This window comes from Sphingomonas sp., from assembly GCF_050725575.1.
Lineage (GTDB): Bacteria > Pseudomonadota > Alphaproteobacteria > Sphingomonadales > Sphingomonadaceae > Sphingomonas.
The window spans coordinates 64,136-86,376 of record NZ_JBOHHW010000015.1 but is presented as its reverse complement, the minus strand read 5'-3'; the positions used below and the strand labels follow the sequence as shown (position 1 = coordinate 86,376).

The 22,241-nt window shown below is 64.9% G+C and carries 16 protein-coding genes; 6 read left to right on the top strand and 10 right to left on the bottom strand.

Annotated elements, in window-relative coordinates:
- Positions 1-111: 111 nt before the first annotated feature.
- Entirely contained in the window at positions 112-1,506 is a 1,395-nt protein-coding gene (locus tag ACRECS_RS12565; protein ID WP_431583305.1) for a peptide MFS transporter, read from the bottom strand.
- A 114-nt stretch (positions 1,507-1,620) separates the two neighbouring features.
- Positions 1,621-3,780, bottom strand: coding sequence for a TonB-dependent siderophore receptor (locus ACRECS_RS12560; protein ID WP_431583304.1), 2,160 nt, complete (start codon positions 3,778-3,780; stop codon positions 1,621-1,623).
- 142 nt (positions 3,781-3,922) lie between these two features.
- Here ACRECS_RS12560 and ACRECS_RS12555 point away from each other — a divergent pair, with 142 nt between their 5' ends.
- Positions 3,923-6,004: a TonB-dependent siderophore receptor gene (locus ACRECS_RS12555; RefSeq protein WP_431583303.1), complete on the top strand. Its 2,082-nt coding sequence runs from the start codon at positions 3,923-3,925 to the stop codon at positions 6,002-6,004.
- 21 nt (positions 6,005-6,025) lie between these two features.
- On the opposite strand, the gene ACRECS_RS12550 is transcribed toward ACRECS_RS12555, so the two are convergent.
- The gene (locus ACRECS_RS12550; RefSeq protein ID WP_431583302.1) at positions 6,026-6,823 is read right to left on the bottom strand and encodes a helix-turn-helix domain-containing protein; all 798 of its coding nucleotides are present in this window, start codon (positions 6,821-6,823) and stop codon (positions 6,026-6,028) included.
- 120 nt (positions 6,824-6,943) lie between these two features.
- On the opposite strand from ACRECS_RS12550, the gene ACRECS_RS12545 reads away from it, so the two are divergent.
- On the top strand, positions 6,944-7,336 hold the full coding sequence (locus tag ACRECS_RS12545) for a hypothetical protein (RefSeq protein ID WP_431583301.1): 393 nt from the start codon (positions 6,944-6,946) through the stop codon (positions 7,334-7,336).
- Between the two features lie 49 nt (positions 7,337-7,385).
- Here the strand turns inward: ACRECS_RS12545 and ACRECS_RS12540 are convergent, their stop codons facing one another.
- The 5 genes from ACRECS_RS12540 to ACRECS_RS12520 form a co-directional block, all read right to left on the bottom strand.
- The gene (locus tag ACRECS_RS12540; protein WP_431583300.1) at positions 7,386-9,020 is read right to left on the bottom strand and encodes a DUF4166 domain-containing protein; all 1,635 of its coding nucleotides are present in this window, start codon (positions 9,018-9,020) and stop codon (positions 7,386-7,388) included.
- Positions 9,017-9,442, bottom strand: coding sequence for a thiol-disulfide oxidoreductase DCC family protein (locus ACRECS_RS12535; RefSeq protein WP_431583299.1), 426 nt, complete (start codon positions 9,440-9,442; stop codon positions 9,017-9,019). The genes ACRECS_RS12540 and ACRECS_RS12535 overlap by 4 nt, the downstream gene beginning before the upstream one ends.
- Positions 9,443-9,918: 476 nt before the next feature.
- Complete coding sequence (locus ACRECS_RS12530) at positions 9,919-10,794, bottom strand: DUF4886 domain-containing protein (RefSeq protein ID WP_431583298.1); 876 nt, start codon at positions 10,792-10,794, stop codon at positions 9,919-9,921.
- An 11-nt stretch (positions 10,795-10,805) separates the two neighbouring features.
- Positions 10,806-13,925 carry a TonB-dependent receptor domain-containing protein gene (locus ACRECS_RS12525; RefSeq protein WP_431583297.1) on the bottom strand — a complete coding sequence of 1,040 codons (3,120 nt, stop codon included), beginning with the start codon at positions 13,923-13,925 and terminating at the stop codon, positions 10,806-10,808.
- Between the two features lie 2 nt (positions 13,926-13,927).
- A complete protein-coding gene (locus tag ACRECS_RS12520; protein ID WP_431583296.1) occupies positions 13,928-15,274 on the bottom strand; it encodes a dicarboxylate/amino acid:cation symporter in 1,347 nt (448 codons plus the stop codon).
- Positions 15,275-15,490: 216 nt separating this feature from the next.
- Here ACRECS_RS12520 and ACRECS_RS12515 point away from each other — a divergent pair, with 216 nt between their 5' ends.
- Entirely contained in the window at positions 15,491-17,260 is a 1,770-nt protein-coding gene (locus ACRECS_RS12515) for a sensor histidine kinase (RefSeq protein ID WP_431583295.1), read from the top strand.
- Positions 17,260-18,600 carry a sigma-54-dependent transcriptional regulator gene (locus ACRECS_RS12510; RefSeq protein WP_431583294.1) on the top strand — a complete coding sequence of 447 codons (1,341 nt, stop codon included), beginning with the start codon at positions 17,260-17,262 and terminating at the stop codon, positions 18,598-18,600. The genes ACRECS_RS12515 and ACRECS_RS12510 overlap by 1 nt, the downstream gene beginning before the upstream one ends.
- 36 nt (positions 18,601-18,636) lie before the next feature.
- Here ACRECS_RS12510 and ACRECS_RS12505 read toward each other — a convergent pair whose 3' ends face one another.
- The gene (locus ACRECS_RS12505) at positions 18,637-19,029 is read right to left on the bottom strand and encodes a hypothetical protein (RefSeq protein WP_431583293.1); all 393 of its coding nucleotides are present in this window, start codon (positions 19,027-19,029) and stop codon (positions 18,637-18,639) included.
- A gap of 384 nt (positions 19,030-19,413) precedes the next feature.
- Here ACRECS_RS12505 and ACRECS_RS12500 point away from each other — a divergent pair, with 384 nt between their 5' ends.
- Positions 19,414-20,505 carry a sensor histidine kinase gene (locus tag ACRECS_RS12500; protein WP_431583292.1) on the top strand — a complete coding sequence of 364 codons (1,092 nt, stop codon included), beginning with the start codon at positions 19,414-19,416 and terminating at the stop codon, positions 20,503-20,505.
- Positions 20,502-21,305 carry a LytR/AlgR family response regulator transcription factor gene (locus tag ACRECS_RS12495; RefSeq protein WP_431583291.1) on the top strand — a complete coding sequence of 268 codons (804 nt, stop codon included), beginning with the start codon at positions 20,502-20,504 and terminating at the stop codon, positions 21,303-21,305. The genes ACRECS_RS12500 and ACRECS_RS12495 overlap by 4 nt, the downstream gene beginning before the upstream one ends.
- Positions 21,306-21,344: 39 nt before the next feature.
- On the opposite strand, the gene ACRECS_RS12490 is transcribed toward ACRECS_RS12495, so the two are convergent.
- Entirely contained in the window at positions 21,345-22,148 is an 804-nt protein-coding gene (locus ACRECS_RS12490; RefSeq protein ID WP_431583290.1) for an energy transducer TonB, read from the bottom strand.
- Between the last annotated feature and the right edge of the window lie 93 nt (positions 22,149-22,241).

The window sequence follows — 22,241 nt, the reverse complement described above, 5'->3', positions numbered from 1 at the left end:
GGGAGATATGTTACACCCATTGTTGCATATCTTTAGCGCACGGCGAGCTGGGCGAAGATAAAATATCTCTTATTATCAAGCGGTTAAGTTGGAACTGGCGTCATCGGAATTCTACAGCGGTTTCGGGCTCGCGGCCAACCGGGAGGTGAGCGCGCGGCCGAACAGCAACACCAGCAGCGCGCCGATTATCGAGATGCCAGCATTGAGCAACCAGAACGTCCCCGGCGTCATTGTCTCGTACAGCGTACCGACCCAGCCCATGATGATGTTGCCGATGAACAGCGACAGATAGGCGCAGCCCATCATTGTCGCATTCACGCTGGATGGTGCGGCGCGCGACATCAGCGCGAGATAGGGCGGCCAGTAATAGAGGAACGCGACCCCGACCAGGGCGAAGGCGGCAAAGGGGATCAGTGCGCTCACCGTGCCAGCACCGGCGAGCATCGCTGCAGTCGCCATGGTGCCGGCCGCGAACGCAGCGAGTACGGCGCCGATGCCGATCTTGGTCAAGTCGCTCGATTCCTGCCCGCGCCGGGCCTCGCGCGCCCAGAGCCAGACCAGAGGCGCCGCCGCGATGACGCTGAAAAAGGCATCGACCGACGTGAACCAGGGCGCGGGAAGATGACCGAGCGGCGTGGCGAGATCGGCATGGCGATCGATCCACACCAAGCCGATATTGAAGAACTGGAAATAGGTGATGGTCTGGAACACCGTGATCCCCATCACGACCACCAGCAGCAGCACTGTGCGCCACTCTGCGCCCGTCAACGGCGCCGCAGCCTCGCGGTCGGGTCGGCGCGGGCGCTGGTCGGGCAGATAGCGCTGCCCCGCCAGATAGGTGATGGTGGCGAGCAGCATCAACATGCCGGCCGTGCCGAACCCGACGTGCCAGCCATAGGCCTGTGCCAGCCCGCCGCACACCAGCGGCCCGAGCACCGCACCGATATTGATCGACATGCTGAAAATGGTGAAGGCGCGGGTCCGTCGCGATTCATCGTCGGCTGGATAGAGATGCCCGATCTGCGCCGAGATATTGCCCTTGAGACATCCGGATCCGAGGATGAGCAGCAGCAAGGCGAGCAGGAAACTCTGGTCGAACACCATGGCGAAATGCCCGGCGCTCATCAGCAGCGCGCCGATCACCACGGTCCGCTTTGCACCGAGCAGCCGGTCGGCGACCCATCCGCCCAGGATCGGCGTGAAATAGACCAGGCCCGAATAGAAGCCGAAGGTCTGCGACGCGAGCGCCTGTGGCGACAGCGGGCCGAGTATGGTTTCGAGCGCACCGCGATACGCCGAGAGCCCCGCGACATGCTCGACATGGCCGGGCTGGAACAGTTGCTGCGCCATATAGAGCACGACCAAAGCGGTCATGCCGTAATAGGAAAACCGCTCCCACGCCTCAGTGAAGGCGAGATAGGCTAGCCCTCTCGGGTGGCCGAGGAAGGAGCGGTCCGTTGTGATGGGTGAGGTCGATTCCGGCAGGGGGGCCGCACTCGTCGCCATGATCGTCACATCCCGTCCGAACGCGCAAAGCAGCGCCGCCTTGCCGTGATGCGCTAGGGTTCAAACCTGATCATCGCAATGGCCGGGATCGTCCAAAGCCTTGTCGCCATCGCATCAGAAACGATAGCCGAGCGTGCCGATGACGTTGCGGCGATAGCCCGCGCCGCAGGCCGAGCGGACCGAACAGGAAGCGTAATATTGATTGTCGAACAAATTGGTCGCGTTGATCGCGAGCGACCAGCGGCCACGATCGATCGCGACCAGCGCATCGGCGACAGTGAAGCCGGGTGTCGTCAGCCGCTCGACCGCGCCGGTGGTGACGATGTCGTTGAAGATCACGGCCTCGGTCGATGGTCCGACATAGCGCACGCCCGCGCCGATCCTGGCCAGCATGTCGCCGCCCAGCGCGAAGCTCTTCTCGCCCCAGGCCGATGCCTCGTCGCGCGGGACCGCCGAAATCGGCAGGCCGACCGCGAGCGGATCGGCGCTGCGGCCAAGCTTGGCCGCGACATGGCTGTACGAGGCGGTCACGGTGAAGTTGCGCGCGACGGTACGCGAGGCTTCGATCTCGAACCCGCGCGATTTCACTTCGCCCTGCTGGATCTGGTTGTTGCCGTTGAGCGGATCGGTTTCGAGCCGGTTGGTGCCGAGAATGTCGAACGCGGACAGTGCGACGAGCGTGCCGGCATCCGGCTGCCACTTCACCCCGGCCTCATATTGCCGGCCACGCTGCGGTAGGAAGCGCTTGCCGTAATCGTTGAGGCCGATCGTCGGCTGGAAGGATTCCGAATAGCTGACATAGGGTGAGATCGTCTCGCCGAGCTTGACGATCAGCCCGGCGCGGAAGCTGGTTGCTTTGTCGACCTGCCGGCCGTCATCGGCGGACGAGGTCGCGCGGTCATGCCGCACGCCGAGCGCCAGGATGATGCGATCAGCATAGTTGATCTGATCCTGCGCGTAGAAGCCGAGCTGGGTATCGACCGCATAGGGCTGCTGAAGGAAGCTGCCGCCGGGTATATTGCCATAGACCGGGGCATAGATATCGATCGGCGCTGTGTACTGAGGATCCGGCTCCAGACCGCCGGCTTCGACATCGAGAAAGGCGCTTTTCAGCGTCGCGCGCTGGTAATCGATGCCGAACAACAGCTTGTGGGTGAATGCACCGGTGGTGAAGTCCGCGCGCAGGTTATTGTCTGTGGTGAACATCGTCAGCCGCGCCTTCGCGTCGGAGCGAACGCGAGGATAGAACCGGTGGTCGGGATCGAGGAACGGATCGACCGCGCCGGTGTAGAAATCGCCCTGGATATTGGCGTTGTAGGTATCGGAATGATTGTAGCGCACCGCGCTGGTGAAGGTCAGCGCATCGGTGAACCGGTGCGTGCCGAGCAGTGAGATGCTGTATTGTTCGGTGTTGTATGCGTTGAGCCCGGGCTCGCCGAGATAGGTGCCGAAGCGCAATTTGCGGCCCGGCGGTGCGAGCAATGTCGCGCCGAGCGGCAGGAAGGTCGAGATCGAGGCGGCGCGGTCGCGCTGGTACAGCCCCTCCAGCACAATGTCGGTGCGGTCGTCGGGCCGGTAGCGCAGCGAGGGGGCGATGAAGATTCGGTCATCCTTGCCGAAATCATTCTGATTGTCGGCGTCGCGCACCACGCCGACCAGCCGCGCGGCGACCGTGCCGGCGCTGTCGAGCGGGCCGGTCAGGTCGAGTTGGACCTGTTTGCGGTCGAAGCTGCCATATTGCACCGCGATCTCACCACCGGTCTTGAACTGTGGCCGCTTGGTGATGCTGTTGACGATTCCGCCGGCGGCGCCCTGGCCGTACAGCACTGAGGAGGGGCCGCGCAGCACCTCGATCCGGTCGAGATTATAGGCCTCGACCCGCGATGTATAGAAGGTGGTCGGCTGGCGCATCCCGTCGATATAGGATTGCGCGTCGAAGCCGCCGCGCCCGGTGACATAGTCGAAGCGATAATCCGCGCCATTCGGCTCGGTGCGCACGCCGGGCGTATAGCGCAGCGCTTCCTGAACGCCGGTCGCGCCACGCGCGGCGATCTGATCGGCGGTTATGACGCTGATCGCCTGGGGCACGTCGACGATCGCGGTATCGGTCTTGGTCGCGGTGGTCGCGCGCGTGGCGGTAACGAAGATGTCGTCGCTGTCCGCGCTGCTGTCTTCGGCTGGCCGGTCGATCGACTGTGCCGACGACTGCGCCGAAACGGGCATTGCGGCCAGCAACATGGTCACCGCGAACGGGAGTCCGATCAATCTTGTCATGTGTCTTTTCCGCTGAATCCCGAGCCGCCGAGCGGCGCTATCTGATACAATACGATTATCAATAGCAGCTTGCGGCCGGTTGATTCGTGGTTGCGATCAATTCTCATTAGCGATACAGGCCCGCCCGACCAAGGGGATCGCAATGACATTGAATAAGGCTCTGAGGCTGTCCGGCATCGCGCTGGTCGCATTGGCAAGCAGTACGGCATGGGCGGCAGATGGGGCAGCGGACGGAGCGAACGACGCCGACCAGCGCGATGACATCATCGTTACGGGTGAGCGCGCCAAGCTTGAGTCGGGTGCCGGCACCAAGACCGCCACGCCGTTGATCGAGACGCCCCAGCCGATCACCATCCTGACCGAAGAGACGTTTCGGGCACAGGGCGCGATCAACATCAGCGACACGGTGCGCTACGCCGCCGGGATCACGGCGAATCCCTATGGCCGCGATACGCGCGTCGACAGCTTCGTCATTCGCGGCATCGATGCGTTGCAGTTCCGCGATGGCATGCGCGACATTTTCGGCTCCTATGTCAGCACTACGTCCGACCCGTATAATTTCTCGCGGGTCGAGGTGGTGCGTGGCCCGGCCTCGGTGCTGTTCGGCCAAGGGTCGATCGGTGGCATCGTCAACCTTGTGTCGAAGACGCCCGACTTTGTGAATCGGGGTGAGGTCGCGGCGGTTTATGGCAGCGACAATCGCAAGGAACTGCTGGCCGACGTCAATGCGCCGATCGCTGATGGGCTGGCCGCGCGGCTGGTTGCGCGGGTGCGCGACGCCGACACGTTCATCGACCATGTGCGCGACGATCGCGTGATGATCGCGCCGTCGCTGCGCTGGCAGCCGGGCGCCGGCACCGATATCACGCTGCTGGGTCTTTATCAGGACGATCATGGCGGCTCGACGCCGCAGTTCTTGCCGATCATCGGCACCTTGTTCGACAATCCTGGCAATCCGCGCCTGCCGCGCACCCTGTTCGTCGGCAAGCCCGGGCATGACCGCTATGACGGCCGGCTGCTGCAGGGCACGGCGATGGTCAAGCAGCGCATCACCGACCAGATCGAGCTGAACCTGAAAGCGCGCTACATCGACAGCGATGTGAGCTATTTCACGCATTACACCAACAGCTACACCAACCCGACCGACCCCTATATCGCGGGCAGCAATGGCCGGTTGATCCAGCTCTATAGTGACGACAAGCTGGCGACTCTGAATGTCTTCACCACCGACAACAATCTCCAGATCAAGTTCAACACCGGCGCGGGGATCAGCCATTTGCTGCTCGCGGGCGTGGACTATAGCTGGAATCGCTTTACCGAGCGCTACGGCTCCGGCGACCAGATCGTCGATCTCTATAATATCGATCGGGCGGCACTGGCCGTTCCGGTGATCTCCTCCACCGCATCGCGGCAATCGCAGAAGCAGCTTGGCATCTATGTCCAGGACCAGATCCGCTTTGCCGATCGCGTGTCGGTGGTGCTGGGCGCGCGGCGCGATCATGTGACGAGCCCCGGCTCGCCCTCCGCCAACGCCACGACATTCCGCGCCGGTATCATCGGTGAGATCGGTGCGGGCATCTCGCCCTTTTTCAGTTACACCGAAAGCTTCCAGCCGATCGCGGGCTTCAACGCCGATCGTGCGGCGTTCAAGCCGCAAACCGGCACGCAATATGAGATGGGGGCAAAATGGCAGCCGGATGCCGCCACGCTGGTCACCTTCACCGTCTTCCACATTCGCGAACGCAATCGACCGATCGACGATCCCGACAGGCCACTGAGCCAGATCCAGTCGGGCGAACTCACCACCAAGGGGTTCGAGATCGAGGCAACGCGTACCCTGCCGGGCAATTACGAGCTGTCGGTCAATTATGGCTATAACAAGCTCGAGACGCGGGACTCCCCCTATTTCGACTATCAACCGCGTCACAATGCGTCGATCTGGGGCATGAAGACGCTGCCGCTGAGTGAGGACGTGTCACTGCGGCTGGGGGCGGGTGTTCGTTACACCGGCAATCGCAAGTCGGTCGGCCCGGCCTGGACGATCGTGACCGGCGACAACACGCTGGTCGATGCGCTGGCCGAACTCGAGTGGCAGAAATGGCGCCTGTCGGTGAACGCCACGAACCTGTTCAACCAGTCCTATTTCGCGTCCTGCCTGTCGCGCGGCGATTGCTTCATCGGCGCGCCGCGCAACGTGATGGGTACGCTGGCCTATCGCTTCTGACGAGGTGAGCGGCGTGGCTGCCTAGCTGTCGCCGCTCACCAATGTCCTGACCATCTCCGCCGTGGCGTCGTCGGCGGGGAAGAAGGTCTCCAGCGTCAGTTCCGACAGGGTCACATCCTGCGCGGTGCCGAACACGGTGGTGGTGCTGAGGAAACTCAGCACCCGCTCACCAATCAGCAGTTTCATCGGCACCGCGATGCCGCCCAGATCCTGCGGTTTCGCATCGGCCATAGGCGGCGCGGGATAGCTTTCCAGTTCGGTGACCAGATCGTCCAGCTCGGTATCGCTTGCCGCCTGGGCCTGGCGCTTCAGGCGCGAGATCAGGTGATGGCGCCATTCCGAGAGATTGACGATCTGCGCCGCCAGCCCGTCGGGATGCAGCGCGAGCCGCATGATATTGGGCACGCCCGCCAGCAGCGCGGGCGAGACGCTCGCGAGCAGCGGGGCGACGCCGCGGTTCGCAGCGATCAGGTTCCAGCACCGGTCGACCACCAGCGCGGGCCAGGGCTCATGCCCGGCAAGGATCAGATCGACCGCGCGCCGCGCGCCGGCCATTTCCGGATCGTCGAGCGAGCGCTCGCCGAACAGGGGCGCGAATCCGGCGGCGGTGAGCAGCAGGTTGCGCTCGCGCATCGGCATGTCGAGCTGTTCGGACAGGCGCAGCACCATCTCGCGGCTCGGCCGGGCGCGGCCGGTTTCGAGGAAGCTCAGATGGCGCGCCGAAATCTCCGTATCCAATGCGAGGTCGAGCTGGCTCATGCGCCGTTTCTGGCGCCATTCACGCAACTGATCCCCGACATTCCGCGCCGCAACTGCCATGATCATTCTCCTCTGAGCCGACCCTTAGGCGCGGCAACCAATTTCGAGCCATTACCTGTCAGGTAATCGACGCTACTACCTCCGTCAGCGAAAAGGTCGGTGTCAACCACGGAGGACATCATGACCGACACGACCACGACCATCCGCCGCATTCTCGGCCTCGACGCGCTGACCTGCCTGCTGGCCGGCGCCGTGATGAGCCTTGGCGCCGGCCTGCTTGCCGGACCGACCGGCCTTCACCCGACCTTGCTGCTGGTCGCCGGATGCAGCCTGTTCCCGGTGGCCGCATTGTTCGCCTGGATGGCGAAGACCCCGCTGCTCAATGCGCCGCTGGTGCTGCTCGCGGTGATCGGCAACATCGCCTGGGTCGTAGCGAGCATCGCAACGCTGATGCTGACTGAGCCGACCGCGTTCGGCACCGCCTTCGTGCTTGCCCAAGCACTGGTGGTGGGGGCGCTCGCCTGGTTTGAGTTCAAGGTGCGGCCCGGGACGCGCGTAGCCATTGCCGCCTGAGCCATGGCCAATTGCAGAGATGGCGGCTCCGGGTGGGGCCGCCATTTCCTTATTTTGCGTTGGGGATCAGCCAGCCGCGATAATGAATCACCGGGCCGATCAACGGCAGCGCGATCGGGACGTCGAAATGGAAGCGTCCTTCCTCCGCCCATTCCCGCGCGACCGTTCGCGGTGCGAGCTTCAGGGGTAGCGGAATGCGCAGCATCGACCAACCGCGCATCATCATGGTCAGGCCATGCTCGTCCCCGGGCAGATCGAAATGGAAGCGCAGCGGCCCGAAACGTTCGACGATCCGGCCCGCTTCTTCGCCAAGATTGCTGTGAAAGGCTTGCGTCGAAAAGGTCCGCGTCCAGCGTTCCACGCCCTGCTCCTCGTGAAACCCGACATGGAGTTCATGTTCGCCTGCCTGGGGAAATCCCATCAGCGTGCCGATCAATCGGGCGAAGGGATGCGCGCCGCGTTCGACCGTCGCGCGGCCGTGCGCGCCGCCGTCGCGCAGCACCTCATGCATGCGGCGCACCTCATCGGGCAGCCGCGCAAAGGCGTCACCCATGACGCGCCGATAGAGCGGTGCCGGTTGTGCGATCTGCCGCGTCTCATGGCGGATCGCGAGGCCGGCAAAGACCGGCGCGAAATCCTCCAGCGTCAGCATCGGCCCGGCGTCGCGCGCGCCGGGCGCGAGTTCCTTCGCCACGATCCGCTCGGCGAGCAAAGCTGCGGCGAGCGTCGGGATTTCAGGGCCATCGCCGGCGCCGGCGATCAGCGTCCAGCGCCGCTCGACCCGTTTGCCGCCGGCCAGGCCGAACAGCCGCACCACCATCCCCGAGCGATCGGATCCCCAGCCCGCCATGCGCCGCTGCAACGGCAACAGCCACGGCGCCAGTGCCGACAGCGACCCGATCCAGCGCCAGCGTACCAGCCAGCTTGCCAGCCACAGCGTCGCATTCTGCACCGCCAACTCAGTCCCGGCGCGGAAACTGACCGCCGGCTTGCCCGGCAGCCGGTCGGGCAGCAGCTCGAGATCGGGCACATCGGCCAGCGCGACCAGCCGTCGGCCGAGGGTCGTGCCGTCGTCGAGCACGAAGCGTTCATGGCCCATCTCCTGCCAGCCAAAGGCCCGCGCCCGGCGCTTGCCGCGCCACAGCGTCAGCGGCTTGCCGGCATAGCTCAGGATCGCCGCGGCGACCGACGCGCCCGCCGCCGCGCGGTTGGACGCGCTGATCGCCATTTCGACCGACATGATCTGCTCCATGCCTGCCGCGAGAGCGCGCACCACTGCGCCGGACAAGGCGGGCACGCTGGAGGCGCCCGATATGGCGACGATGCCGGCCTGGCGCGCTGCCGCATCGAGCGTCCCGATTCCGGCGACAAAGGCGCGGCCGTCGGCCAGGTCGAGATAATCGATCCCGGCGGCGATGCATGCCTCGACCACATGATAGCCGCTGGTCTGGAACGGGCCGGCGGCATCGATCAGCAGGTCGGGGCGCTGTTCCGCCAGCACCGCGGCGAGATCGCCGTCGCGGTCCGCCACGACCGGGTGGCAGTTGGGCACGCCGTCGCAAAAGGCTGCGGCCTTGTCGCGATGCCGCCCCGCGACAAGGATCCGGTGCCCGCGCGCGGCCAGCCGTCGTGCCAGTCGCGCGCCGAACCCGCCATAGCCGCCGAGGATCAGGATATTGCTCACAGCACGCGGTCCCGGTCGGCGGGAGAGGGCAGCCAGCAGGTCTCGCGCTGGCCGAACCAGCGGTAGCGGTTGCGCGCAACCAGGCGGTAGATCGGGTCGCGGATGAAGTGCGGCACGAGGCGGAGCATGGCGGCGGCGCGCCAGGGCCAGCCGCAGCCCGTCCAGATCGCAATCACCGCATCGGAATTCACCCGCAGCCGGTCGCCATCGACGATGATCAGCGTTTCGGGCTGCGTCGGATCAATGCCATGCGCGCGGTACAGCGCCGCTCCGACCGGCCCCTGCATTGATGCGAGCCGGAAATGGTGCCGGTGGTCATGGCGCAGCACGAACCGGGCGTTGGCCGCGCACAGTACGCACAGCGCATCGAACACGATGATCGGACCGTCCCGGGTGAGTATCGCGAGGTCGGCGGGCTGCATCAGGACGTTAAGCCCGTGCGTGTCGTGGCTGTCCAGCCATGTTGCAGGAACGACCAGCGGGGGGGACGGCGGGAGATATGGGACACCAGTTGTGTCGTATTTCCCAAGTGCGGGCGCGAGGCGGGCGGTTGATTGTACTGAATCTGACGATTATTGTTTATATTCAATGAGTTGCTGATATTTCGCGTGATTTCTGGTATAAGCAAAAATGCGTAAAATCCCGTTCAGCTATAAATGAGATGGATAGCTGGGCGGCCTGACGTACCAAATCCCCTGTTGCCGGCGTGGGATTCCGGCATCGGTGGCGTCAGATCGGGCCTGCCATTGTTCGTCCCGAGGCCTGAGCGAGGCTCATCGCGGCGCCGGATGGGATGGGCAGCGCCCGCTATCATCCCCGCTTTCGCGGGGATGACGGTAGCGGCTCAACCAGATGCTACTTCGCTTTAGGCCAAGGCGTCGCGCCTCGACGCACAGGCCTACCCCTTGGCAAGCTGCTCATAGGCCACGCGCTGCAGCGCCACCGCTTCGCTCGGCGAGATGCCCAGTTCGTCTGCCGCGCGCTCCTTGTCGCCGAGCGTGCGCGGATCGACGCCGGTGATCTTTCCGAACACCATCAGCGCCTCGAGATAATAGCCATAAATGCTGCCGTGATACTGGTCATAGGTCCACAGATCGACCTGGCCGAAGGGCTTGCCGTCATAGGGGTTGGGGTCGGCCACGCCGTCGCCCATCGCGCGGGTCCAGGCCTCGCCGACCGGGATCACGCCGTCGATATCGCGCGACGAGCGTTTCGCCAGGTCCGAGGCCGCACGCAGATCGGCAGTCATCACGGTGACCGGCTTGCCCAGCCACGGGCTCTTTTTCTTGTAGACCATGTCGGCGCGCGCCCAGGTCGCGATCAGCTCGACATCGACCGCCGGATTGGCCGCGGTGAACATCGCGGCGAGCAGCCCGGCATTGGCGACATGCACGCGCGGATCGCCCGGCGCGTCGCGGTCGAGCACGCTATGTCCCTGCAGGATCACCACGTCCCAGGCGCGGTTGAGCAGCGCGCGCTTGGTCTGGTAATGCCGGTCAAGGCCCTGGCCGCCCATCGTTTCCAGGCTGACAGTGTAATTCAGCCCGGCCTGTTCAGTGAAGGTCTTGAACAGCGCCGGCATCCCGCCGACGCGTTCGTTGTTGAGGTCGGTCACCGCATCGCCGCGGTAATAATGCACCGCCGAGTGACCGCCATAGGTGAAGCTGTTGCCGACGAACAGGATCGTGCGCGGCTTTTCCTGCGCGGCGGCGGGCGCGATGCTCGCCCCCAGCAGCGCACATGCCAGACCCGTCTTCAGCAACAGCTTGATCATGTGTCGTCCCTTTAGAATTTCTTGCCGATGGTGACATAAAGCTGGCGGCCATAGGGACTGTAAAGCGATCCGAGATAGCCGTCAGCCGTGATCGGTGGCTGCTTGTCGAACAGGTTGCGTGCGCCAAGCCGGATGCGCGTGCCGTCCAGCGCGCCGCCCTTGAAGCGATATTGCGCATAAAGGTTGAAGGTCGTCTGACCCTCGACGATGTACGGGTTTCCTTCGGTATCGAGGAAATTGGTGTCGTAGACCGAGCTGGTCAGATTGGCGAAGCCGCCGATCTGGATCTGGTCGAGCGTCCAGGTCAGCGACCCGGTCACCCGCCATTTCGGCTTGCCGCGCACCTGGATCAGGTCGCTTGCATCGGTCAGCGGCGTCGCCGCATTGATGTCGCCCGCCGCCCGCGCGTCGAACAGGGCCTGCACCGACGGTGGCGTGTCGCGCGAATATTTGGTCAGCCGCGCGGCGTTGATCGACAGGTCGAAATCGCCGATCCCGGTCTTCTTGACGTTATAGAGCAGTGCGAGATCGATGCCCTGCACCGTCTGCGGTTGCAAATTGACGAACTGATCACGGATCTGCGTCACCGCGCCCGCCGCTGCCAGGCCGGTGCCATTGAAGAAGGCAATGTCGTCGGCGTTCGGCGCTGCGCGGATCACGTTGGGGTTGCTCGATCCCTTCATGCGCAGCAGATAATCGAGCACCAGTGCGTTTTGCGGGCCGAACTGGCCGACGATACCGACCTGGCTGATCGACCAGAAATCGGCGGTCAGCGTCAGCCTGCCGAAACGGCTCGGCCACAGCTTTGGCTGCAGCACGGTTCCCACGCCCCAGTTGGTGCTGTTCTCCGGCTTCAGGTCGGGATTGCCGCTGACGAAGATCGAATAGCTGATACCGCGCGAGCAGGCGCCGAAGTTCGGGATCGGAGTCCGCGGCGGGGGAAGGTGCAGGTCGGCTTCGCAGCGGTAGAAATCGGTGTTCGACCCAAGCCGCGAATATTGCACCGTCTTGGTCTGTTCAAGGTTCGGCGCACGGAAACCCTTGGACCATGAGCCACGCAGCCGGATCCCGTCGATCAGGTCCCAGGCGGCCGCGATCTTCGGCTTCGCGACCGATCCGAAGTCGCTGTAATGCTCGTAACGCCCGGCGAGCTGCACATCGAGGCGGCGGACCAGCGGGATGTTCATGTCCGGGCCGATCACCGGCACGGCCAGCTCGGCAAAGCTGGAGAGCACGGTACGGGCGCCTTGCGTGGTCGGCGTCGGGCTGACCGCGGCGACATTGCTGAGTGAGGTTTCACCGGTCACGGCATCGACGAAGGGGATGTTGCCGTTGAGGTTGGGATCGCGCTCGTCGCGCTGCGTTTCATGCCGCGCCTCGACGCCGAAGGCGAAACCGAGATCGCCGCCGGGCAAGCGGAGCAGATCGGGCCGCGACAGTTTGAAATCGGCCAGGCTGAGCGTGGTGGTCGATTGCCGGCGCAGCTTGAACTTGATCGCGTCGATCGCCGCCTGTGACGAGGGGTTGCAGTCGCCGGTGGTCGGCGTCTTCGAGCAACCGCCGTTGAACGGATTGTACGCGTCGGGCGTGGACAGCGCGAGGCTGCGCTGCAGCGCGGTCATGTCGATCGCGTCCGAGCGGTCGGTCGCCTGCGCCTTGGAATACAGCACGGCTGTGTCGAAATCGAAGCTGCCGATCCGGCCCTTCAGCCCGCCGAGGAAGCGTGCCTGCCAGTTCTTCACATCGACATATTGCGGGCCGGTATCGACGAAGCGATAGGTCGACAGGCGCACCGGCAAGCCGCCGACCGGCACGTTGGTTAGGCCGGGGATGCGGTTCGGATTGGCCGCGCCGTTGGCGAAGGTCACCGGACCGAACGGATTCCAGTAATTGCTCGCCGGGACGACGATCGCGTTAAGGTTGATCGTCGGCGGCTGGATCGCGTGCGTCTCGGCCTGATAATAGCCGATCTCGGTATAGGCGGTGACAGTGTCGCTGATGTCGATATGCGCGCTCAGGAAGCTGTTATAGCGCTGGATGCTTGGCGAGACAGTGGTGCCGATCGCGCCGTCGAACCGCTCGCCGCGCAGCGCCCCGGTGGTCGCACGCGTGCCCGAACCATAACAGGTATCGGCATTGATCGTGACGAGGCAGCCGGGGTTGGTGATCGATTGAGTATGAAAGGCGCCGGCTGCGCTGGTGAGTGCGCGCGTGCCCATGCGGATGACGCCCGGCCCGCCGACGACGGCGAGATTGGCCCAGGGCGACTGCGTCGCGCGCCCGTCCGAGCCGAGATTGGTGGAGAATTTCGGGTCGTCCGCGAAATAGGAGCGCAGGTCGGCGGTCGCGGTATAAGGCTGGTCCTCGGCGAGCTGTGCGGTGCGCTTGGTGTAATCGACGAACAGCGAGATATTGCCGCGCCCCTCGGCGAAATTGGTGCCGCCGAACGCGGTCACCTCATATTCCTTGCGGTGCGTGCCCTCGGCATATTGATAGCGGCCATCGACCGTCAGGCCCTGAAAATCGGTCTTGGTCACGGTGTTGACCACACCGGCAACCGCGTCCGCGCCGTAGATGGCGGCGGCGCCGTCGCGCAGGATTTCGAGCCGCTCGATTCCCGCGACGGGAAGCGAATTGGAATTATAGCCAAGCACGGGGACATTGCCCTCACCGGCCTGGCTCGACGGATGCTGCACCAGGCGGCGACCGTTGAGCAGCACCAATGTGTTGCCGGTGCCGAGGTTGCGCAAATTGATCGAATTGACGTCGCCGCGCGCCGCGTTGCTGGTCTGCGGGTTGTTCGACGGGTTGAAGCTGACTTCGCCCATTTGCGGGATCGAGCGGATCAGATCGTCGCCCGACAGCGCGCCGGTCGCCTCGATCTCTTTCGCGCCGACCACCGTCACCGGCAGCGCCGCGGTCGAGCTGACGCCGCGGATCTGCGTGCCGACGACGACGATGTCGCCCTCCGGCTGCGGCGTTCCCGCATCGTCTGGCGTATCCGATGCGATTCCCGGTACCGCGTTGTCGACCGGCTGTGGCGGCGCTTCCTGTGCGAAAGCCGCGCCCGATATTGCCAGCGCAATCACCCCTGTTCCCGCGCACAGCGCGGCACGAAGCCCCATCGTCATGTCTATCCTCCCTGTTCGATTATTGTTTTGTTGTCGTTGGTGACGAGATCACCCCCCTGGCGATTGGCGAGCACCGCACTCAGCTGGTCGCGGTCGAGCGCGTTTTCCCAGCGCGCGACGACGATCGTCGCGACGGCATTACCCATGAAATTGGTCAGGCTGCGGCATTCCGACATGAAGCGGTCGACGCCGAGGATCAGCGCCATGCCCGCGACCGGCACCGACGGCACGATCGACAGCGTCGCGGCAAGCGTGATGAAGCCGGCGCCGGTGACACCGGCCGCGCCCTTGGATGACAGCATCGCGACACCGAGCAGCGCGAGTTCCTGTCCCAGGGTCAGGTCGACATTGCACGCCTGGGCGATGAACAGGGCGGCGAGCGTCATATAGATGTTGGTGCCGTCGAGGTTGAATGAATAGCCGGTCGGCACGACCAGCCCGACGATCTTGCGGTCGCAGCCGGCGCGCTCGAGCTTTTCCATCAGGCTGGGCAAGGCGGCTTCGGACGAGGAGGTGCCGAGCACGAGCAGCAGCTCGGCCTTGAGATAGGCGATCAGGCGGAAAATCGAGAAGCCATGCAGCCGGGCGACCGCGCCGAGAATGACCAGCACGAAGAACAAGGACGTCAGGTAGAAAGTGGCGACGAGCGCGCCGAGATTGACCAGGCTGCCCGCGCCATATTTGCCGATGGTGAAGGCGATCGCACCGAACGCGCCGATCGGCGCGACGCGCATCAGGATCGCGACCAGCTTGAACACCACGGTGGCGGTGCGCTCGACCAGGTCGAGGATCGGTTCCCCGGGCTTGCCAACCAGCAACAGCGAAATGCCGAACAGGATCGCGACGAACAGGGTTTGCAGGATCGAGCCTTCGGTCAGTGCCGAGACCATGGTGGTCGGCACGATCGCCATCAGGAATCCGACAAAGCTCGTCTCTGCCGCCTGGTGGCTGTAATCATCGACCGCGGCGCTGTGCAGCGTCGAGGGATCGATGTTCATCCCCGCGCCCGGCTGGACGACATTGGCGACGACCAGGCCAACGATCAGCGCCAGGGTCGAGAAGAACAGGAAATAGCCGAACGCCTTGCCGGCGATACGGCCGACGGTCGACAATTCGCGCATGCTCGCGATGCCGCTGACCACGGTCAGGAAGATCACCGGCGCGATGATCATTTTCACCAGCTTGATGAAGAAGTCGCCGAGCGGCTTCAACGCTTCGCCGGTCGCGGGCCAGAAATGGCCAATCACGATTCCCGCCGCGATCGCCACGAGCACCTGGACGTACAGATGCGCGTAGATCGGCTTGCGGCGTTCGCTGCCGGGCAGAATTGTGGTGGGTGCTACTTTCATGGATCCCCTCTTGCGGCGCGGCTGGTGCGCCGGGTCTCTTGTAGCTGGACCCTCGGCGGCTATCCTAATCGGGGAGTCGGGCCATGCCAGTGACCTGACGATGGCACTCAAGAGATTGATAAATATGAATTATATTTACTTTATGAGTCAATCGAGTGCTGAAATCTGTGCGATAATTCGCACAGTATTTTTCGTCATGTGTGATATATCGCCCAAGTGACTCGTTTCCGCGCCCGCCTGATCCTCGCTCTGGTGCTGTTGCTCGCCGGGATCGCCGCGCTGGTGCTGGTCAGCGGGCGCTGGGCGCTGGGCGAGGCGCATCGCACCGCCGATGGCGCGGCGCATCTGGCGGCAAGCGCGCAGGCCGGGCTGCTCGCCAGCGAATTGCAGAAATTCCGCCTGCTGCCGGTGGTGTTGATCGATTATCCCGATGTCGTGGCGGTGCTCGATGGCGGCGATGCGGCGGCGCAGGCGCGGCTGAACGGCACGCTCGAATTGCTTGCCGGGCGCACCGACGCCCAGGCGATCTATGTCATCGATGCGCGCGGCCGCACGCTGGCGGCGAGCAATGCGCGCCTGCCGACCAGCTTTGTCGGACAGAATTACACCTTCCGCCCCTATTTCCGGGATGCGATGCGCACCGGCGGATCGGAACTGTTCGCGCTCGGTACGGTCAGCGGCCGGCCCGGCCTGTATCTCGCGCGCCGTGTCGATCGCGGCGGACGCGCGCTCGGCACGGTGGTGGTGAAGGTCGAGTTCGACCGGCTCGAACAGGCCTGGGCGCGCGCCGGCGGCATCAGCTTCGTCACCGATGCGCACGGCGTGATTCTGATCACCAGTCGTGCCGACTGGCGCTTCCGCACCACGCATCGGCTTGATGCCGCGACGCTTGCCGATGCGCGCCGCACCCTGCAATTCGGTGCGAAGCCGCCGGTCGCGGCGCCGGTGACGCTGGCGGGATCGTCGGCCACCGTGCCGCTTGGCGCCGGTTTCGCCAATTACCGTGTCGCGACTGAACCCGCCGCGCTGACCGGCGCGCATCTCGTCCGCCTTGAACCGCTTGAGCCAGCGCTTGCCGCCGCGACCACGCGCGCCCGGCTCTGGGGTGCGGCGATCCTGTTGCTGCTCGGGCTTGCCGCCGGCTTCTTCATTCGCGCCGCCGATACGCGCCGGCTGCAGAATGAGGCGCGCGCCGCGCTGGAAAAGGAAGTCGCGCACCGCACCGTCGAACTGCGCGACGCCAATGCCCGGTTGACGGTCGAATCGCATGAGCGGATCGAAGCCGATCGCCGTTTCCGCGCTGCGCGCGAGGAGCTTGCCCAGGCCAACCGGCTTGGCTCGCTCGGCCAGATCACCGCCGGGGTCGCGCATGAGATCAACCAGCCGGTCGCCGCGATCCGTACCTTTGCCGAAAATGCCATGCGCTTCCTCGAGCGTGGCGCGCCCGATACCGCGCGCGGCAATCTCGACCAGATCGTCGGCCTGACCGCGCGGATCGGCACGATCACCGCCGAACTCCGCTCCTTCGCGCGCCGCCGCACGCCAGCGACCGGCGCGGTGCCGACCGGGTCGGTGATCGACGGCGCGCTGCTGCTGATCGGCGAGCGGGCGCGCGGCGTGATCCAGGTCGACCTGCCGCCCGCGCTGCGCGACGTCGCGGTGGTCGGCGACCGGGTGCGGCTCGAACAGGTGCTGATCAACCTGCTGCAGAATGCGCTCGACGCGGTCGAGGGCAGGGCAGGCGCCGGGGTGTGGATCCGCGTCACCGGCGACGAGATGATCCAGGTCGCGGTCGCCGATACCGGCGGTGGCGTCGATCCGGCGGTGGCCGATGCGCTGTTCACGCCCTTCACCTCGGGCAAGCCCGAGGGGCTTGGGCTCGGCCTCGCGATCGCGCGCGATATCGCGCGCGAGTTCGGCGGCGATGTCGCGCTCGCGCCGTCGCCGGCCGGCGCCATGTTCCTGTTCACCGTGAGGCGCGCCTGATGTTCGATACCGGCAATTCGGTCATCTTCGTCGAGGATGACGATCAGCTTCGCCAAGCGACCGTACAGGCGCTCGAGCTTGCCGGGTTCGACGTACGGCCTTTCTCGAGCGCGCTTGATGCGCTCGACGCGATCACGGAGGATTTCGCCGGGGTGGTCGTGTCCGACATCCGCATGCCGAAGATGGATGGGCTGCAGCTGCTCGGCCATGTCCGTGCGCTCGATGCCGACATGCCGGTGATCCTGGTCACCGGGCATGGCGATGTGACCATGGCGGTGTCGGCGCTGCATGACGGTGCGTTCGATTTCCTGATCAAGCCGTTCGCCGCCGATCACCTGACCGCCAGCGTCACGCGCGCGCTCGAACGCCGTCAGCTGGTGATCGACAATCGCCGCCTGCGCGCGGCCGCGGCGGACAGTGACGGCGACAGCCCGCTGATCGGCGACAGCGCGCCGATGGTCAGCCTGCGCGCGACGATCCGCCAGCTCGCCCAGGCCGATGTCGATGTGCTGGTCGAGGGCGAGACGGGCACCGGCAAGGAGCTGGTCGCGGTGATGCTCCACCGCCTCGGGCCGCGGCGCGGCCGTCCGTTCGTCGCGGTCGATTGCGCCGCGCTGCCCGAGGCGCTCGCCGAGACCGAATTGTTCGGCCATGCCGCCGACAGCGTCGCGCACACCCGACTGTCACGCACCGGCCGGATCGCCGCGTCGAGCGGCGGCACCTTGCTGCTCGACGAGATCGACAGCATGTCGCTCGCCGTCCAGGCCAAGCTGCTGCGCGTGCTGGAGGAACGCGAGGTGTTGCCACTTGGCGCCGATCGTCCGCAGAGCGTCGACCTGCGCGTGGTGGCGACGAGCAAACGCAGCCTGGCCGAAGCGGTCGCCGACGGCGCCTTTCGCGCCGACCTGTTCTACCGCCTCAACGTGCTGCGGCTGCGCGTGCCGCCCTTACGCGAACGCGCCGGCGATGTGCTCGCGCTGTTCGCGACCTTTGTCGAGGAGTATCGCCAGCGTCTCGATGCCGCGGAAATCGTGCTCGACGATGCGCTGCGGCGCAAATTGCAGGGGCATGACTGGCCCGGCAATGTCCGCGAACTGCGCAATTTCGCGCTTGAAACCGTGCTTGGCCTGAAGGCCGGTGACGAGGCCTTGCCGGCTCAGCCTGGTGCCGATCTGCCGACCCGTGTCACCCAGTTCGAGGCGAAGGCGATCGAGGATGCGCTGCGCGCCAGTAGCGGCAGCGTCGTCCGGGCGCTGACCGTGCTCGGGATTCCGCGCAAGACTTTCTACGACAAGATCACCCGCCATGGGATCGATCTCGGGGCGTTCCGAAAGGGGTAGTCTTCGCGCTCCTCCCCGGCACTGGGAGGAACCGCTTCAGGCCCCCGCGCCCCCATCCATCACTTCGGTGGCGCCGATCCATAACGACCGCGACCCGCGCGCATCGCGCTCGACGTGCAGGCGCAGTCCCCAGCCGCGCACTGTCTCGATCGGATTGCTCGCCCCCAGCGCGACGAACTTGCGCCTGATGCGGTAGACCAGCACCTCGCATGTGTCGGCGCTCCCGCCATGGTCGACCATCACCTGGCGGATGTCCTCCCACCGGGTGCGCTCGCGCTTGATCAGCTGCGCGACGATCACCGCCTCCATCGGCGACAGCGGCACGCGCCGCGCATTCCAGCAAATCTCGATCGGATCAAATGTCGCGGTCAGTGCCCCGCGCTTGATCAACGGGCGGCGTTCTTCGCCGACTGAAGGGGATGACGACATAAACGCCTCCTCACTCGCTGGCTGGAAAATGGCCGAGAGGCGGGTCCGTGACCGCTGATTCCGTATCGTCTGGCCCTCTGGTCATTCGAATCGCTCCCGTACTGACTACGCTTGTAATCACTTCGACTACGCATGTAGTCAACAGGCTGAACGCGTGATGAATGTGACCGCGCCGACGGATTGAGCGCGTCGCTTCTGGCAGATGCGATGCCGTACATGTCAGGGATGATAATCGGGTGCGCAGGCGTCTCATCGACGATGCCGCGAACGGCATCGAGCGGCCTGCGAATGGTATAAAACGTCCCAACGGCACGCCGGGGCCGATCAATGTCCCATCGCCGCGCTTACCCCCTGGCCGACCGCTCGCTACGATGGTGCATGGCTATGACGATCGACACCCTTGCCACCGAAACCGAAAGTGCGCGGCTGGTGCGCCGGACCACGACCTGGTTCATCCTGCTCTTCTGGATTGCCCAGGTCACCATGCTGACCATCCTGCGCCACCTCAATCTGGGTGAAGAGGAGAAGCTTGCCTTCCTGCTGCCCCGGCTGTGCGTGACCCTGATCGGTATCGGCATTTCCTTTGTCATCGCCGATCGGTTGCGCCGGCTGGCGGGGCGGCCGATGCGAGTCAAACTCGGGGTTGCCGCACTGCTCGCGCTGATTGGATGCCTGATCCATGGCGGCGTCAATATCGCGATGTTCAGGCTGCTGATCGAAGGATCCTATACCGACGATTTCGACATCGGCATGTTCCTTGGTGCTCTGCTGCAATGGTTCTGGGCCTATGCCGCGCTGTGCGCCCTGCTGCTCGCGGTTACCTCCAGCCTTGAGCTGAGCGACCGCGAACGCCGCATCGCGCAGCTGCAGCGCGTCGCGCATACCGCGCAGCTGCGCGCGCTGCGCTATCAGCTCAATCCGCATTTCATGTTCAACACGCTCAATTCGATCGCGTCGCTGATCGCCCGGCGCGACGCCGAGACGGCCGAGTTGATGGTCGAAAATCTCGCCGATTTCCTCCGCGCCGGGCTGTCGCTCGATCCGCAGGAGGACATCCCGCTGGCGCGCGAGATCGAACTCCAGTCGCTGTATCTCGCGATCGAGATCCTGCGCTTCCCCGACCGGCTCAAGGTCGAGATCGACGTGCCGCCCGACACGCAAGGCGCGCTGGTCCCCGGCCTTATCACCCAGCCTTTGGTCGAGAATGCCGTACGCCACGCGGTCGCGCTGAGCGTCGAGCCGGTCAGGCTGAGCATCGCGGCGCGGCGCATCGGCAACCGGCTGCGCATCACCGTCCATAACAGCGCGGCACAGGGTGGCGGCGCAGCGGCCCGCAGCGGCACCGGCGTCGGGCTGGCCAATGTCACCGACCGGCTGCGTGCGCAGTTCGACGATGATTATGCTATCAGCAGCGGACGGGATGAGGATGGGGGATTTCTGGTGGTGATCGATATACCCTTTTCGACGGCAGCATGACCGACGCGATCCGCCTGCTGCTGTGCGACGACGAACTGCTGGCGGTCCAGCGGCTGCAGGATTTGCTTGAACGGATCGAGGGCGTGGAAGTGGTCGGCACCGCGGCCAGCGGCACCGCGGCGCTGGCCGATATTGCAGCCCTCGCGCCCGATGCGGTGTTGCTCGACATCGAAATGCCCGCGCTCGACGGGTTCGATGTGGTCGAGGAACTTGCCCGGGCGGGCGAAGCCGCGCCGCTGATCGTGTTCGTCACCGCCTATCCGCATTTCGCCGCCTCGGCCTTTGAAACCGGTGCGACCGATTTCCTGACCAAGCCGATCCGGCTCGGCCGGCTGCAGACCGCGATCGACCGGATCCGCCGTTCGATCGAGGACCGCAGCGCGCGGGGCCGGTTGCAGGATCTTGCCGGGCAACTCGACGCGCTGCGCCGCGAACGGGCAGGGGACGCCGCCGAACATCGCTACATCTGGGTGCAGCGCCGCGGCGAGACGGTGCGGGTCGATCTCGACCGGGTCGACTGGGTCGCGGCGGAGGGCGAATATGTTCGCCTCCATCTCGGCGACGCCAATTACCTGCACCGTGAATCGCTGACCGCGATCCTCGAGCTGCTCGATACGCAGCGCTACACGCGCATCCACCGCTCGTGCATCGTCAATCGCGAGCGTATCGCCTCGGTCCGGCGGCTGCCGACCGGCAGTTATCAGCTCACCACCGATACCGGGAATCGCCTGCCGGTCGGGCGCAGCTATCGCCGTATCGTGCGCGAGATGATCGCCAACGGCAGAATGCCCGAATGCTGATCCGCAGGCCCGCCGCGTCGCCACGGCGGGATCGATCGCCTATCTGTCGGTAAGCAAGGTCAGTCGGTCATATCCTGGCGTGGCCACCGGTTTGCCATCCTTATCCAGCGCAGGACGATAGCGCGCATTTTTGACCACCAATGCGCAGGCGGTCCTGTCGAAATCGGCATTTTTGCTGCTTGAAACGATCACACAATCCTGTGCGCGTCCTTTGGTGTTGATCAGCCAGCGCATGACGGCCTGCCCTTCGCTGTCCGAAGCAGTGCCGATCGACGATACCCAGCTTGCAAAGGGCGTGAGCGGCTCGGCCGGGGTCACGACGCTGGCCAGGGTCGTCAGGTCATAACCCCAGTTTCGCAGCAGATCCTTCTCGCATGTACTCAGCGCGGTCATCGCCGCAGCCATGCGCGTGGGCGCGATGCTGAAGCTGCTGCCCTTGCTGAGCGAGAATGCAATCGATTCTGCCGTTTCAACCGAGGGCAATTGAGCGCGGCGAATTGCGAAGCGCGTAATCTGTTGCTTGCGGTCGCGCGTGACAACAGTATCGAAGCTTGCCGGAATGGTCGCTCCCGACGGACTGAGCGTCATTGTCAGCTTGCCGGAGCGGCTTTTGTCTCCGGGGCCGACCGGCGTCATGAGTACGGCCAACATCGCCCCGGATAGCGGGATCGGTTGAAAGCCCAGGGTGATGCCCTGTTCCGTTCCGCCAAACTTGCGCGATATTGTGCAGAGATTATCTTGATACTCGACCGTCCAATTGCCCGATGGCGGCAATGGCGCATCGACTGTCTGGGCTGCTTGGGCTGCCAACCCCATCATCGCCAGCAATAGCCCCGACTTCATTGCATTCTCCTTCGCCCGCATGCGCCTGGCTTGGCGGCTCCTTGCGTGGCCTGCCCATGGGAGAGAATGCTATCGGTCATGCGGGCGAGGTGA